The organism is Paenibacillus sp. FSL R5-192 (genome assembly GCF_000517845.1).
GTDB lineage: Bacteria > Bacillota > Bacilli > Paenibacillales > Paenibacillaceae > Paenibacillus > Paenibacillus amylolyticus.
In genome coordinates, this window is record NZ_ASPR01000075.1 from 84,460 (window position 1) to 99,277 (window position 14,818).

At 45.3% G+C, this 14,818-nt stretch carries 17 protein-coding genes; 2 read left to right on the forward strand and 15 right to left on the reverse strand.

Annotated features, from left to right (window positions below; all coding sequences use genetic code 11):
* Positions 1–34: 34 nt before the first annotated feature.
* Together C161_RS31805 and C161_RS28135 are read right to left on the reverse strand one after the other, a co-directional pair.
* Entirely contained in the window at positions 35–607 is a 573-nt protein-coding gene (locus C161_RS31805) for a hypothetical protein (protein ID WP_051450005.1), read from the reverse strand.
* Between the two features lie 98 nt (positions 608–705).
* The gene (locus C161_RS28135; protein WP_036674437.1) at positions 706–2,196 is read right to left on the reverse strand and encodes a glycoside hydrolase family 43 protein; all 1,491 of its coding nucleotides are present in this window, start codon (positions 2,194–2,196) and stop codon (positions 706–708) included.
* 180 nt (positions 2,197–2,376) lie between these two features.
* On the opposite strand from C161_RS28135, the gene C161_RS28140 reads away from it, so the two are divergent.
* On the forward strand, positions 2,377–3,279 hold the full coding sequence (locus tag C161_RS28140) for an ArsR/SmtB family transcription factor (protein WP_036674438.1): 903 nt from the start codon (positions 2,377–2,379) through the stop codon (positions 3,277–3,279).
* 104 nt (positions 3,280–3,383) lie between these two features.
* Here the strand turns inward: C161_RS28140 and C161_RS32840 are convergent, their stop codons facing one another.
* The 11 genes from C161_RS32840 to C161_RS28190 form a co-directional block, all read right to left on the reverse strand.
* Positions 3,384–3,533, reverse strand: coding sequence for a hypothetical protein (locus tag C161_RS32840; RefSeq protein ID WP_164783341.1), 150 nt, complete (start codon positions 3,531–3,533; stop codon positions 3,384–3,386).
* A gap of 103 nt (positions 3,534–3,636) precedes the next feature.
* Positions 3,637–4,581, reverse strand: coding sequence for a GNAT family N-acetyltransferase (locus C161_RS28145; protein WP_036674444.1), 945 nt, complete (start codon positions 4,579–4,581; stop codon positions 3,637–3,639).
* 38 nt (positions 4,582–4,619) lie between these two features.
* Entirely contained in the window at positions 4,620–4,859 is a 240-nt protein-coding gene (locus C161_RS28150; protein WP_051450006.1) for a hypothetical protein, read from the reverse strand.
* A complete protein-coding gene (locus C161_RS28155; protein ID WP_036674445.1) occupies positions 4,856–5,485 on the reverse strand; it encodes a hypothetical protein in 630 nt (209 codons plus the stop codon). The genes C161_RS28150 and C161_RS28155 overlap by 4 nt, the downstream gene beginning before the upstream one ends.
* Before the next feature lie 39 nt (positions 5,486–5,524).
* Positions 5,525–6,226: a DUF1361 domain-containing protein gene (locus C161_RS28160; protein ID WP_051450007.1), complete on the reverse strand. Its 702-nt coding sequence runs from the start codon at positions 6,224–6,226 to the stop codon at positions 5,525–5,527.
* A gap of 41 nt (positions 6,227–6,267) precedes the next feature.
* Positions 6,268–6,696, reverse strand: a complete 429-nt coding sequence (locus tag C161_RS28165; protein WP_036674446.1) for a GNAT family N-acetyltransferase — start codon at positions 6,694–6,696, stop codon at positions 6,268–6,270.
* 17 nt (positions 6,697–6,713) lie between these two features.
* Complete coding sequence (locus C161_RS28170; protein ID WP_036674591.1) at positions 6,714–7,163, reverse strand: GNAT family N-acetyltransferase; 450 nt, start codon at positions 7,161–7,163, stop codon at positions 6,714–6,716.
* Between the two features lie 32 nt (positions 7,164–7,195).
* Entirely contained in the window at positions 7,196–7,606 is a 411-nt protein-coding gene (locus C161_RS28175) for a GNAT family N-acetyltransferase (protein WP_036674447.1), read from the reverse strand.
* A 128-nt stretch (positions 7,607–7,734) separates the two neighbouring features.
* Positions 7,735–8,961, reverse strand: coding sequence for an amidohydrolase (locus C161_RS28180; protein ID WP_036674593.1), 1,227 nt, complete (start codon positions 8,959–8,961; stop codon positions 7,735–7,737).
* Positions 8,962–9,179: 218 nt separating this feature from the next.
* A complete protein-coding gene (locus C161_RS28185; RefSeq protein ID WP_036674449.1) occupies positions 9,180–9,734 on the reverse strand; it encodes a methylated-DNA--[protein]-cysteine S-methyltransferase in 555 nt (184 codons plus the stop codon).
* Positions 9,735–9,776: 42 nt separating this feature from the next.
* On the reverse strand, positions 9,777–10,481 hold the full coding sequence (locus tag C161_RS28190; RefSeq protein WP_036674451.1) for a DNA alkylation repair protein: 705 nt from the start codon (positions 10,479–10,481) through the stop codon (positions 9,777–9,779).
* A gap of 190 nt (positions 10,482–10,671) precedes the next feature.
* Between C161_RS28190 and mgtE the strand changes: the two genes are divergently transcribed.
* On the forward strand, positions 10,672–12,042 hold the full coding sequence (gene mgtE / locus C161_RS28195) for a magnesium transporter (protein ID WP_051450009.1): 1,371 nt from the start codon (positions 10,672–10,674) through the stop codon (positions 12,040–12,042).
* A gap of 69 nt (positions 12,043–12,111) precedes the next feature.
* On the opposite strand, the gene mmsB is transcribed toward mgtE, so the two are convergent.
* On the reverse strand, positions 12,112–13,275 hold the full coding sequence (gene mmsB, locus C161_RS28200) for a multiple monosaccharide ABC transporter permease (protein WP_036674453.1): 1,164 nt from the start codon (positions 13,273–13,275) through the stop codon (positions 12,112–12,114).
* Entirely contained in the window at positions 13,244–14,809 is a 1,566-nt protein-coding gene (mmsA, locus tag C161_RS28205; RefSeq protein WP_036674456.1) for a multiple monosaccharide ABC transporter ATP-binding protein, read from the reverse strand. Before mmsA ends, mmsB begins: the two co-directional genes overlap by 32 nt.
* Positions 14,810–14,818: the final 9 nt, after the last annotated feature.

A 14,818-nucleotide genomic window follows, 5' to 3' on the forward strand; every position in this document is an offset into this window, starting at 1 on the left:
TACATGTAGATTATTTAGTGATGCCATATAGAGATCATGCAAAATCATCATTGTTTATCCCTAGTTCTATTTGTTTTTGGGATTCAACCATATATTCGTACACATCATCAATTTCTGTTATACCTTTAATATTCTCTTTTAACAGTTCAATAATTAATTGATTATCACTCTCTCGCATCTTTATATCTTCCATATAGTTATCGTTATAGTCGTTCATAAAATCTAATTTGTTCTTATAAAATCGAAATCTCTCCAAAACATATACTTCCTTAAGAATAATAAATAATGCTACAAAATCCTTAAAGTTTCTGGCCACTAACGTTACTTGATTCCCAAATGCCGTAGGTTGAATAAAGATAATAGGCGCTTCTTCCAAATCACTAATGGATCTGTTGAACGTGAAAAAAGCAAAATGGTCACCATCTGCCCCTGTTCTTCCAAATATGATGGCATCATCTGGCGTACAGTAGTATCTATCATCATCATTGTTAAAACTAATATAAAAACCCATATAATCGTCGATGGTTCCAACATGTTGTTCACGTAATTTCTTATCTATTCGAACGATGTCTACTAAGGATTCTGGCATTTTATAATGTACTTGCAAGTTTAAATCCCTCTCTTCTATTGGCATTTATTAATATATCTATATTTTGACACAAATTAAAAAAAAGAGAAGGACCCTTAGGCCCTTCCCTTAACTTCTTAATGATAATCACACTTGAAATTTGTAAACTCAGCTGAAGCATCTTGCCCGCTCGTGTATAACCCAATAAGTACGCCTGTAAAACCTCCTGCCACCTCCGAGGATAGGTATCTCGTCTGTGCCGTGCCCAGCAGAATCTCTTCACCATCTACTTGAAACAGGAAGCTGTAGCGTTCCTGGCTTGAACGGATTACCAGCGTTGCATGCTGTTTATTTCCCAGATCCACTTCATGTTCTCTCGATTTGATATCACCGATGTTTAGACGCTCGATCACCTTATAGCCGTCCTGCTCCCCACGAATAGCCACTTCATAATGATGATTCTCATCCATGTAGATCGTGATCCCAGCTTCTCCAGTCGTCAGACTGACATCGACTGAAATTGTGGCATTAAAGTCTTTTTGACGTAACCCAATGAACGTCGGGGATGCCGGAACGTCCAGCGTTACATCGGTTCCTGTTAGCGTAAGCTTGTCTGATTCAAGCTGATAGTGCTCTGTATTTGGATGACGAAGGTAACACCAGTCGAGGTTCCAGTCTGTATTTTCAAACGTATAATGCTTCTTGTCCTGCTGGATCACCGTGTCCGGGATACGATTAGTCTCAAAACTCGTCAGCGTTGTACCTTCATGCCCGGCTGTAAACCATCCGTCTTCATCAAACGTAATCGGAGTCAGAAATACTTCTCGGCCCAAATGATGGTACGTAGCCCATCTGCCGATCTGTCGGAATCCCAAGTGAAAGAGCCACCAGTTCCCCAGATCATCCTGAACCAGATCACCATGCCCCACGCCCTGGAGCTCATACCCGCCCAGATTGCGATTCGTTAGAACCGGATTGTGCACGTAGGCTTCGAACGGTCCCGAAGAAGAAGTCCCCCGAGCATAGGTAACCATATGACCATATTCGGTGCCGCCTTCAGCTGCAAGCAGGTAATAATAACCGTTCATTTTATAGAGATGCGGACTTTCCAGATATCGTCCACCTGTTCCGTTCCATATCGAACGACTTGGGCTAAGTTTGCGACCAGTTTCAATCTCAAGCTCACACTGGACAATTCCGCCAACGCCTTCATCATCCACGCCATTACTCATAAATAAGGTTTTTCCATCTTCAAAATACAAATCGGGATCAATCCCACCTTGATCCACATAAATAGGCTCAGACCATTCTCCGTAAATATCGTCCGTCCAGACATAGAAGTTCTGATGCGTCGTATCATTCGTTGTGACCATATAAAAACGCCCGTCATTATGCCTGATGGTTGGGGCAAATACACCCCCGGAGCTGTTCACCGTCTCGAGCTGAATCTGGCTTTTACGAGTCAGGCAGTGACCAATCTGCTTCCAATTCAGCAGATCCTTGCTTTCAAAGAGCGGTACGCCCGGAAAATATTGAAAAGAACTGCACACCATATAGTATGTATCGTGCACCTTAATCACACTAGGGTCTGGATAAAAACCTTTTACAACAGGGTTATTGTATTTCATTACTCCACTCCATCTCTTATCATAAAATTCACAAATATAAGAATTCAACTTTGTAACAACTACAAAAATTAAACACCATTGGGTGTGAACTTGCAATGAATCTGGATTGCATCTTGGAGCTAATTTTATTAAATTAATATATGTGTGATTTTAGAAGAGTGAAGATAGGGAGTTGTACAGATGATCAAAGCAAATGGAGAGCCCCAGTTCCTTCCTTTATATGAGGCGCTGGCAAGTGAGGTCAGATGGAGAATCATGGATATGATTGCAGATCGCGAAATGAATGTGAAGGATATTGCCGCAGTATTAGAGCTTAGCCCCTCCATTGTCACGATGCATATTCGCAAACTGGAGGATGCGGGTCTAATTGGGAGCAGGCGAGTTCGGATCAACGGAGGGACGCACAAATTATGTTACCTCAAGCAAAATCAGATTGAGATCGAGTTGCCATCCGCAAGCCAAACTTCACGAACCAGAGAACAGACGATAGCCGTGGGACACTACACTGCTTTTGATATTCATCCTACTTGTGGGCTAGGGACACTTGAGAAAGAAATCGGCGTATGGGATGATCCCCGTTACTTCCTTGATCCCGAGCGGGTACACGCCGCTATCTTGTGGTTTGGGAAGGGCTATGTTGAATATAAAACACCGAACTTTGTCCCTCCTGACCAGACAACCGATGCTATTGAAATTTCGATGGAACTGGCGTCTGAAGCTCCGGGATTGCGAGATCATTGGCCTTCGGATATTCGCTTCACCTTCAATGGCGTTTCTCTTGGAAAGTGGACAAGCCCTGCCGACTTTGGCAGAGCAGCACGCGGCAAATATACACCAGAATGGTGGCATCGTAATGTGAATCAATACGGTTTATTGAAGACCATTCGCATTGATGGTTCCGGTACGTATATGGACGGTGAGTGGATGTCAGACGTTACTCTCGTGGATATTAAGCTTAGCGAACCGTTCTGGACGCTTCGCTTCACAGTTGACGAGGAAAGCCCCAATGTAGGGGGATTAACGATCTATGGTGCCGGTTTTGGTAACCATGATCAGGACATTGTTATACGTGTATTGGGTTAAAGTGGCTAGCTGCACAAGAATTCTCCCTTTCCTGACCTACAGGAGAGGGAGGCATCGAAAATGCTGCTCCTCAGTTACTTTTGAAGCACAAGCCTAATCAATCTTTACCCTCGTTCTTTTAACAGTTCCTTAATTTCCCTTAACTCTGATAATATTTCTTTGGTGTGCTGGCTATTCTTGGAGTTATCTATTCCAACTTTCACAACATAAATACCGAGGAACAGATACACCACCAACATAATGATCATTCCCATGTATATCTCTCCTTTCCAAAGTAGCAGCACATTGCTACGAACGTTCACTATCCTCTCTCTCCAACTGATTCCCATGGAATGCCTTCAAAATAAATGGCAACCTTCATTGTGATTCCTCCTCAGGAATATACATCGTCTGAATCTCCTGCACACCCGGAATAAATCCCAGATTCAGATACACGGACTCCGCATCATTTCCTTGCATCACATACAATCGCAGCACGGGATATTGACCCTTAAGCGCATTCAAAGCTCTCTGTAACATCAGTGTAGCAAGCCCTCTTCCTCTATATGCCGGCCGAACCCCTATGCTATATACAGCAGCCTGATTATCTTGCAAGCACAAGCGACAATTTGCAATAAGCTGTCCCGTTTCCTTGTCGTATACAAGCGTGGACGCTTGGGTCAAAATCTCATTGGTATAATTAGGGTCATCGCTTGGTGTAAAATCTGCAAGCGTGGTATGTTTTCTTCGTGTAGCTTCAAGACTTCCTGCAAAACTTTCTAGGTCACATTGAGCAATCTCATCTTCATTCACATATTTTTTGGTGCCGGTTTCACTTTCAATAATCTCTGGACTCTTCACGGTTACCCTGTTGTCCCATTCGACTTCAAAATGATCTGTAGGCCGCTGCATCCAGCGACATCTGAACTCCACTGGCCAGAATCCAGCTCGTGCGTATAGATCGACTTGGTCTGGAAGAATCTCAAAGGTCAGAATGCGTTTGGTGCGATCCGACCACTGTAATAATTTATGCTTCAGAAGCTTCAATACATCAAAGCACTGCTGGAATGGCGGGACAAAAAACAAATGATACATCCGGTTAGGCTCCATTCTCACGCCACCTATTTTGCTTTCCCCTTTGTAAATCCAGTACGCACTGATCTTGGAAGAACTGAACTCTTCTTCCCTGAAAAATCCGACATAACGCATATCATAATAAACCGTGCAATATAATCCCCATTCGGCAAAATCTGCTTTGCGAATCGAATATTCATCCGACAGATCATATTGAAGAATATCTGTAGACCACTCAGTTAAAACCATACGTAATTCCTCCTCAGTTTTAATTAAATGCCAAGCAATCAAATCATTTTTCTATACGCCACCCCGTGAACATCAAAATACCAGTTTCCCGTTAATTCTTCTTCTCCATGGATCACATCCGTATTGGTCAGCATATCGTACGCACCTGCCAGGATCTCCATGCGATCAGGCTGATCCGTTTCCATTATCAGTTGGTCGATCAATTGCCGCGCGATTCTTTGGTACATATCCATCACAGCCAATAATTCTTCCGTGATTTCTTGGGTTATCGCCTTCACACCTTCATATCCTTATCCGGGTATCCAATTTCTGCAATTTCACCTTCGATATCACTTAATTTCAGTTCATCATTTAATTGCTGTATTAAGACCTCATCGATCGGCTTCATATCAAATACCTGTTCAACCAGATTGATATCCAACGCTATCTCGTAGTAATCCTGTGCCCAAGCATGATAATATTTCGCGCCGCCTACCAAAATCTCTAACAGTTCGTATTCATGATCCCCAAGCTCCTTGCCCGCAGACCACCCTTCCTGATCCGCCACACTCCAGATACAGAACGTCGTCTGATCCATTACAAAAGCCGGCTCTACCACAAAAGTATTAAATGCTTCTGGAACGCTTTTTACCACCTCACTTCTATCAACCTTATGCTGAAGTGTATACTCTTTATCAAAGCCTTTAATAATCAGCCCATTCGGACTGAATATTGCAAAATAATGATCTCCTTGCCCATCTCTCATGGATGCCATTTGCTCATTCGTGTCCCACTGGGAATTATACGAGTAATACCTGTACTCCCATTCCGGCATCAAAATGGCATCCAGCATAGCTGCTGCCTTTAGAATCTGTTTGCATTCACTAATGTGAGGAAGTTTATCGATAAAATTAAGATTACCCATCGTGTGATATTGCCTCCTTCACCCTTTCAAATGGAATAATTAGTTGCCCGACCTTGCTGTTAGCAAAGATAAAATAACGTATCCAAAAAGTTGAACCGCAAATACAATGACAACAAACTCAACCATTATGCTGTTCGCTGCATTAAAATCATTCACAAGATCCACAAAGATCTTCTCAGGTCGGGATAATACATCCCACGAATTCCACCGATTAAATCTCCCAATGTAAACCCCTATACTGCTCAATAGCAAAATAACACCGACAACCATCATGCTAATGTACTTATTTATTAATTTGCTTAACATGCCATGGATTTGAATGATCGAACAAGTCGAGAGCAGCAATCCGATGATCGCTACGGCAAACGTCAGGGTGAGTCCATACCAAAAATCAATATTAACCCAAAATCTAACCTCCCCTTGAGCATCAAAATATCTGAATGAATGCAGAATCTCCGTAAAAAGGTAGGCCGCATTGGGCAGAAAAAAGAGCCATACTCCACACATCAGCCCCATACATATCATGCTCGTTGTGGTTAATTTCTTATTAAATATGTATCTAATGCAGGATGAGATGATGAAGGGTACCCATGCCAGGAACATGTCCCAACTTAAAAATCGATACATATTTGTATCTGATTGGGCACGTAAATACATCACAACACCTAGACAACAAAGAGTAGCCACGAGCAAGGTAACGATGAGTCGGACATCTTGAACCGGATGTTTGTTATCTTTCATTTCTTTGCTTCTACTTCCTTTTCCTTGATGAATGTTATAAGTTATAAATACTTTTTAAATGCCTTGCTGGATTCTCCGTTGTACCCCAATTTCGTATAAAAGTGATGTGCTTCGTTTCTGGATGATCCGCTCGTAAGAAACACCTTCACACAATTTTTCTGCACACATACATGCTCTATATGTTTCATCAATTCAGATCCATATCCCTTGCTCTGCACATGTTCCGTAATGATAACCCGCTCAACTACGCCGAATGGTCTAATTTCCACCAAAGCATCCAGACAAATATGTAAATGAGCCGTGCCGATCACCTGATCACCCAGTTCATACACCAACAAGAAACTGTTTGGGTTATTCCGAACTTCTTCAATCCGTTCTGCCAGTACCTTCGTGTTTAAGTTGTTCGGCAATAATTCTTTATACAGCCTTTCAATAACCGCTGCATCCCTAGCCTCTGCCTCTCTTATCATCAAGCTTCCCCTCCCTGTTACCTCACTTGATAACTTAAAATGATATCACCGTTGTCCTCGAATTCACCCGTGTCCTGAAATCCGCAACGTTTATACAGCGCATTTGCCGCAATGTTAAGTGGAACATGGGATACCCTGATTTGCTGGCAGTCACTTCTCTCTTGCAACATACGAACCACTTCTTGAATGGCAAGTTTACCGTAACCCTTCCCCTGGTACTTCTCGTCAATCATGAAGCGCAGAATCCAGTAATACCCATCATTGTAGATCTCGTTATCAAATAAAATAAAACCAACCATCTGATCCTCTGCCAAAATGCCGTATGGTTTGGACGTAATTTCCTTCGTCGCATGAATCAATGAATCCGCATTGCTTGCGACCAAATCCAGCTGATCTTCCCGTGGTTTAAGGTGGATGCACTCAAGTTCATTTTCTTTGGTTATAGGTCGTAACGTCACTTGCTCCATACCCACAATCCTCTCTCCTTGCAGCTTATTTACTAGATTTTCTTGATCAATATAATCTCCAGAGGTTGTGTATCCAGCAATAGAGCCCCTGCATCAACATACCCCAGCTTTCGATAGAAATGTTGGGCATGTTCGTCTGATTGTGTTGAAGTCATCACCGTATCGAAGCCTTGTTGCTTCATTAAATTTTCCCAGTGATGCACGACTTTTTTGCCATATCCGCCGTTTCGATAGGGTTCATCAATCCAGATCATATTCATGAAGGGAAGGTTATCCCAAAAGTAACCGTACCTCATCCATCCAACTCTTGATCCCTCGTCCTCGTCCCATAGGATGAATATTTCTTTCTCACTAATCTTCGTTTTCACAAGTGGCAGATGGATATGCCGATCTCTTTCAATGATGTAGTCGTAGTCAGCTTCCGTTGCATACTCAATCTTCATTTGTAATACTCCCTTCATTAACTACGTCCATCATAACCCAAAATGTGGTATATGCGAACAGTTCTTTCCTCTTTTTCTCCCATGCCAAAAAACCACGGTTTCCCGTGGCTGCACTCGCTCTATTTTCCTCAATCCGCTGTTGATCCGCTGACCAATTGCCCCTTGTACCATACGGCCTGCCGCGCAGATCGCCGCGCAACGGCTTCCGCCGAACAACTCGCATGCACCAATACAAAACTCGCGGTGTCGCCTACCTTCGGCCATACCTGTTCCCCTTGTGAATCCAGCGGTGTCATACCCCCTGTTACGAATGCCAAAGATTGAGATAAGGACAGTTCGTCACTATATCCGTACAGTTCTGCGAATCGTCCCGCTTTCTCAAGCATATCCCCATTGCCAAAAGGAGACCAATGATCCGTCAAGCTGTCTGTGGCCAGCTTCACGTTCACACCCATACGGCGGAGCATGGGAAGAGGCATCATCGTTCTGCCAATGGGCACCGTGGAAGCAATGCTCATCCCAAGCGAGGCCATTCGCTGCGCCATGTCTTCTGCTTCTTGGTGCTCTGCGCGGGCGAACCAGAACGCATGACTTACCGTAACTTTACCCTGAAGCCCTGCTGCTTCGGTCAGATTTGCGAGTTCCAACAGCGTTTGTTTGCCAGCCTGCCCGCCATCATGCAGATGAATATCGATGCCCGCCTGGTGCTGAACAGCCAGTTCAACCATAGCGTTCAGTGATTTCTCGATCTGTTCGTCCACCGTATGAGGATCAAGTCCGCCCACATGCGTTGCACCTTCCTTCATCGCTTGGCCCATAAGCTCCACTGAATGGGAGCGAAGCAGTCCATGCTGCGGGAAAGCCACGATCTCCGAAGAGATTTTGCCCGAAAATGATTCCAGAGCCTGCCGCGTCGCTTCCAGTCTTTTCAAGCCACTGACAGGTTCAATATTGCAATGACTACGTACATGAGTGGAACCGTACCCCTGGATCAAGGTCAGAATACTCTCCGCTTGACGCTGGGCATCTGGTAACAACTTGGGCAACAGAACCTTTTCTTCTTCAATACGATCGAAAATACTGGAGATACGTTTAACGGCTGTCCACGGCCCATCGTAGTAGGTTTTATCCAGATGAATATGTGCCTCCTCGAACGAAGGCAACAGCAGAAGTCCCTTGCCATCTACTTGTGGTAGATCGCTAGACAGCCGGTTGTTTCCTTCCACAATCTCCGCGATCACTCCATCTTTAATCCGCAGATGAGCGGGGCTTGTCCGTGTCCCCGTCACCTGTTCTCCCTCCCGAACATAACCCCGCTCCACAGTCACGTTTGTTAACCAATAAGCCTGCTTCATCATGTCATCCCTCTTTTCTTACCCGGCATTACGTCCCCCGGATACAGATTGATCTATGATCCATGGTACCATACGGTTTCACAGGGCAAAAATACGTAAAACGTTGGTGTTCCATATGCGGAACGTTTGTATTACTCTACTTAATACATGTAAAAAAACAGGCACAATACGTGCCTGCCCCGTCCACTCACCTTAATCTTCTTGATTACGCGAGTCTATTAAAAATGAAACCGCGCATGTCCTCCATCGGTCACGCCTTCAATCTGTTCGATATCCAGCAGTCTGCGCTTCATCTCCAGGCCTCCACGGAACCCGGTCAGCTTGCGATTAGCCCCAATAATGCGGTGGCAGGGTAACAAAACCGGAATTGGATTGGCCCCATTTGCAGCCCCAACTGCTCGCACAGCCGAAGGTCTGCCAATTGCAGCAGCTATATCACCATAGGTCCGAATTTCACCATAAGGCACACGCCCTAGCTCTCTCCATACCTCTTGTTGAAAGTTTGTTCCAATCAAGTCCAGTGGGATCGCATCTGTATAAGCCATGGATTCTCCTGCAAAATAGGACTGCAACCAGTCCATCATACCTGTTTGTTTTAGAGCATGTTTGTTCTCCTCCAGTTCCACGCCAGGTGCAACCTTCTGTATCCAGCGGTTCCAATCTTCCAATGTTTCGTTTGGCATGACCACTCGGCACAATCCCTGTTCCGTAGCGAGCAGTACCCATGGACGACCGTCCAACTGCATCGTGGTGTACATCAACTTTTTTCTCATTCGTTTACCGCCCTCTCCCTGGTGGAATGCTTAATGCTAGAACTAGGAGGTAATCTGCTTCTTCACCTTACGTTTCATACTGCGGATCATCTGCTTGCTCTCTGGATCCACGCGATAAGATTCCGTGATTTTCTGAAGTGCCTTATTATACGTAAAATCGTCCAGGGTATTATGGTTCAAATAACGCATAGTCACCTCAGGTTGTTTCACATAAGCCATTGAGATGGCCCAAGCAACTGCCATTTTCACATAATACGCCTCGTGCCTAATCTGATCCAATGCAGATAGAACCTGATCGATATATCTCTCATTCAGATAAAAATTCAACAGCATTACCACACCAAACCGGATTTCATATTCCTGATCAGATCTCAGATACGGCTGCAAGAACGCCCACATGGGCTCCGAATGAACCTTCGTATATTTCAGTCCAGCACAGAAGCTGTCACACACCGACCAGTTGTCAATCTTCGGTACAAATGTTTCAATAGCCTTTAACAGTTCGTCCAGATCAGCCTGTACATGCCCAATGACCATCGCTTGCAACATCACTTCTTCAAAATATTCATCCTCTGCCGTTTTCAGATACGTGCGCCAGTCCCCGGCGGCAAGTTGCTTGGCAATTTTTCGTAAGGCTGGCAGCCTTACACCAAGTACATTCGTGATGTTGGGAATAAGTGCGGCCGAGAATTTCTGATACTCCGGCTCAACCATGCTGAGCAATTGTGTTCTGATATCTACTTCCACTAGCGCATGTCCTCCTCGTCTGTTGCTGTACAACAAGTATATCCTTGAAGTGGCTGTTTGTAAGCCCATATCGAATGTTTGAGCAAGATTACAATATCATTTTGGGACTCTCATTTTTTCTCCATTTGTTTAATTCCCAACCCATTTCGTTTAAAAATATGAAGCTGACCGAATAGAAAGGAGTGTCGATATGAACGGACCTCATACCAAGAAAGATTTCTCCGTGGAGGAGATCACCAAACAACTCGTGCAACATGTACAATCCCGGAACCTTCCCGATTTCTATAAATTGGTGAAAGAACTGCATCCCTACGACCTCTCACTTGTATATAAAAAGTTCCCTGAAGAAGAAACCAATCGGTTTCTGCTCCTATTCAAACCCGATGCTCTGGCGGATCTCGCCGAGACCTTGAAGCTGCACGAACAGATTCAACTGTTTGAACGACTTGGGCCGGAACGAACACTTGAAGTCATGCAGCAGATGGACAAAAGTGATTTGATCCGGTTCATGCACGATTTGCCTGCCAAACGCAGAGAAGAATTGCTGTCCAATATGAACCTGGATCACTCTGCCATTATCCGATCCGTGCTTAATTACCCGCCGGAAACGGCAGGACGCATCATGACAGATCAATATCGGACCCTGCTCGCTCATGAGACAGCCAAGGAAGCCTTACGACAATCACAAGGTACCATGCATATCTCAGCCTCCAGTTATCTCTATGTAACCGATAATGAAGGCAAACTGGTCGGTGTCGTGAGTTATCGATCCCTTGCCCTGGCTGACGATAAGACCCAGGTTGAAGAACTGATGACCCGGCGGGTGATCCATGCAACGGTAGATATGGACCAGGAAGAAGCAGCACAGCTTCTACAGCGTTATGAGTTTATTGCACTTCCGGTGGTGGATGAAAATCACAGGTTATGCGGTATCATTCAGATGGATGATGTCATCGATATTATTATGGATGAAGCCAGTGAAGATTTGGCCAAGATGGGGGGCGGTAGCAAGGATATCGACTTTGATACCAAACCACTCGTGGCCGTCAGACGCAGGCTTCCCTGGCTCATCTTGCTTCTATTTATTGGTCTAATCTCGGGAAGTATTGTGGATTTCTTTGAGGATACACTCAATCAGGTTGTGGCATTGGCATTTTTCATGCCGATGATCGCAGGTATGACCGGTAACACAGGAACGCAGTCTCTGGCTGTTGTGGTACGCGGACTAATCGGACGCAAACTCGACAAAGCCACCGTACTCGCACTGATTGGTCGGGAGATCAAGGTAGGCATAATGATTGGCTTGGTATGTGGATTACTGATCACCGTCATCGCTTATTTCTGGCAAGGGGACTGGCTACTGGGCGCCATTATTGGGGTGTCTCTGTTCCTCACTCTGGTCATTGGTACACTGACCGGTACATGCATCCCGCTTCTGCTTAGTCGTTTCAAAGTCGACCCGGCTGTTGCCTCTGGCCCGTTAATCACCACATTGAATGATATCTTGTCCCTGTTTATCTATTTTGGCATCGCCACACGTTTCCTCGATGCCTTAATGTAACTAAGTTGTGCATACAGCAAAACAGACCTGATTCTGAGATCAAGGTCTGTTTTTTCATTTTACCAAGTGTTACGCTGATCTTTTATTTTTATTATAGATATCAAACGCTACAGCGAGCAGCAGTACCAATCCCTTAATCCCCTGTTGCCAGTCAATACCGAGACCAATCAGGGACATCCCGTTATTCAGCACACCCATAACCAAACCACCGATGATGGCACCAAATACCGTACCTATGCCCCCTGAAGCGGAAGCACCACCGATGAAGCAGGCCGCAATGGCATCCAGCTCGAAGTTGGTACCCGCTCTTGGCGTAGCTGCATTCAGACGTGCGGCGAAGATCAACCCGGATACCGCGGCAAGTGTACCCATGTTCACGAAAACCCAGAAGGTTACCTTTTTTGTTTTGACTCCGGACAGACCTGCGGCCTTCTCATTACCTCCAAGCGCATACACATGCCGTCCCATGACAGTACGATTCATAACGAAGGAGTACACAACGATCAGGACAAACAGCAGGACCAGGATATTCGGAATACCTGCATAACTTGCGAGTACAAACGTAAACAGATTTGTCACAACAGCCACCACAATCAACTTGAGCAAGAACAGTCCCTGTGACACGACTTCAAATCCATATTTTCGCTGGGAACGGCGTTCCCGCAATTCATTGACAATGTACCAGACAGTGAGCACAAGACCCACAATGATAGATACCAGACCAAAACCTGAGAATTGAATGTCCGCCAGGAAGCCAGAGCTTATTTTCTGGAATCCACCCGGGAAAGGAGAGATCGATTGTCCCTCCAGCACGATCATCGTCAAGCCTCGGAACAGCAACATACCTGCCAGCGTCACGATAAATGCCGGAATTCGCACATAGGCGATCCAGAAGCCTTGCCATGCACCGATCAAAGCACCAACCAGCAAGGAAGCGATGACTGCAAGCCAAGCCGGAAGCTGCCAATCAACCATCATAATCGCGGCAACGGCACCAACAAAGGCTGCAATGGAACCAACAGACAGGTCAATATGCCCGGTAATGATGACCAGCACCATTCCGATCGCCAGCACCAAAATGTAACTGTTCTGCAAAATCAAATTTGTAATATTAATCGGCTTGAGCAACAGCCCGCCTGTAAGTACCTCGAACAAAAGCATAATCACTACCAAGGCAATAATCATGCCGTATTGACGGATATTATTTTTGAACAGTTTTGTTATCATTTCCATGCTTGCCGCCTCCAGACTTGGTCATATATCTCATCAACGTTTCCTGCGATGCTTGCTCCCGGCTGACTTCACCGGTGATTCGTCCGGCATTCATCACATAGATCCGGTCACACAGGCCAAGAACCTCCGGAAGCTCGGATGAGATTACCAGTACGCCCTTGCCTTCAGCAGCAAGCCGATGAATGATCGTATAGATTTCGAATTTCGCTCCCACATCGATACCGCGGGTAGGTTCATCCAGGATAAGAATATCTGGTCCGGCAAAAATCCATTTGCTGAGCACCACTTTTTGCTGGTTGCCTCCACTTAGATTACCGGTCTTCTGCAAAATACTTGGTGCTTTGATGTTCATGCTTTTCTTCATCTTTTCCGCCACCAGTACTTCTTCACGCTCGTTCACTACTGCGTTTCGCGTCAGCTTGCTCAGACCCGTTAAGGAAATATTGCGCTTGATGTCATCCATCAGAATGAGTCCGTATTCCTTGCGGTCTTCTGTCACATAAGCAAACCCATTCTGAATAGCCTCTGTGACGGTATTGTTGTGGATCGGTTTACCATTCTTAATGAGTTGACCCGAAATATTCCGGCCATAGGATTTGCCAAATATACTCATGGCAAGCTCGGTACGCCCAGCGCCCATCAGCCCAGCAATACCTACAATCTCACCACGTCTGATATTCATATCGATCTGATCCAGTACTTTTCGCTCGGCATGATGTTCGTGATATACCGTCCAGTCCTTTACCTCAAGGATAACTTCACCAATGGTGGCATGACGCTCCGGATAACGGCTAGTGAGATCACGTCCTACCATTCCGCTAATAATCCGGTCCTCCGTCACTTTTTCCTTCTTCATATCCAATGTCTCAATTGTCTTGCCATCCCGTAAAATAGTCACCGAATCGGATACCTTGGATACCTCATTCAACTTGTGTGAGATCAGGATACAGGCGATGCCCTGTTTCTTGAATTCCAGCATCAACTGCAGCAGATTTTCACTGTCGTCCTCGTTCAGCGCAGCGGTTGGCTCATCCAAAATAAGCAGCCGCACCTTTTTGGAGAGCGCTTTCGCAATTTCGACCAGTTGCTGCTTGCCTACCCCAATGCTGGATACCAGCGTGTTTGGATTTTCGCTCAGTCCCACCTTCGAGAGCAGTTCTCGTGTACCTACAAAAGTTTCCTTCCAGTTGACAATTCCTCTGCTCGCACGCTCGTTGCCCAGATATATATTTTCCGCGATTGAAAGGTAGGGAATAAGGGCCAACTCCTGATGGATAATGACGATTCCCAGATCCTCGCTCTGCTTAATATCCTTGAACTCACAATTTTTGCCCTGAAATAAAATGTCGCCTTCATACGTGCCATGTGGATATACACCACTCAGTACCTTCATCAACGTAGATTTACCTGCGCCATTTTCACCACATATGGAATGGATTTCGCCTTCACGGACTTTCAGATTGACATTTTCCAGCGCTTTGACGCCAGGAAAGGTTTTGGTGATGTTTTTCATTTCCAGAATGATTCCGGCCATGGGATGTGC

Coding starts and splice junctions, on each gene's coding strand:
- C161_RS28135 (WP_036674437.1), bottom strand. CDS start 2,196: ATGAAATACAATAACCCTGTTGTAAAAGGTTTTTATCCAGACCCTAGT.
- C161_RS28140 (WP_036674438.1), top strand. CDS start 2,377: ATGATCAAAGCAAATGGAGAGCCCCAGTTCCTTCCTTTATATGAGGCG.
- C161_RS32840 (WP_164783341.1), bottom strand. CDS start 3,533: ATGGGAATGATCATTATGTTGGTGGTGTATCTGTTCCTCGGTATTTAT.
- C161_RS28145 (WP_036674444.1), bottom strand. CDS start 4,581: ATGGTTTTAACTGAGTGGTCTACAGATATTCTTCAATATGATCTGTCG.
- C161_RS28155 (WP_036674445.1), bottom strand. CDS start 5,485: ATGGGTAATCTTAATTTTATCGATAAACTTCCTCACATTAGTGAATGC.
- C161_RS28160 (WP_051450007.1), bottom strand. CDS start 6,226: ATGAAAGATAACAAACATCCGGTTCAAGATGTCCGACTCATCGTTACC.
- C161_RS28165 (WP_036674446.1), bottom strand. CDS start 6,696: ATGATAAGAGAGGCAGAGGCTAGGGATGCAGCGGTTATTGAAAGGCTG.
- C161_RS28170 (WP_036674591.1), bottom strand. CDS start 7,163: ATGGAGCAAGTGACGTTACGACCTATAACCAAAGAAAATGAACTTGAG.
- C161_RS28175 (WP_036674447.1), bottom strand. CDS start 7,606: ATGAAGATTGAGTATGCAACGGAAGCTGACTACGACTACATCATTGAA.
- C161_RS28180 (WP_036674593.1), bottom strand. CDS start 8,961: ATGAAGCAGGCTTATTGGTTAACAAACGTGACTGTGGAGCGGGGTTAT.
- C161_RS28185 (WP_036674449.1), bottom strand. CDS start 9,734: ATGAGAAAAAAGTTGATGTACACCACGATGCAGTTGGACGGTCGTCCA.
- mgtE (WP_051450009.1), top strand. CDS start 10,672: ATGAACGGACCTCATACCAAGAAAGATTTCTCCGTGGAGGAGATCACC.
- mmsB (WP_036674453.1), bottom strand. CDS start 13,275: ATGGAAATGATAACAAAACTGTTCAAAAATAATATCCGTCAATACGGC.
- mmsA (WP_036674456.1), bottom strand. CDS start 14,809: ATGGCCGGAATCATTCTGGAAATGAAAAACATCACCAAAACCTTTCCT.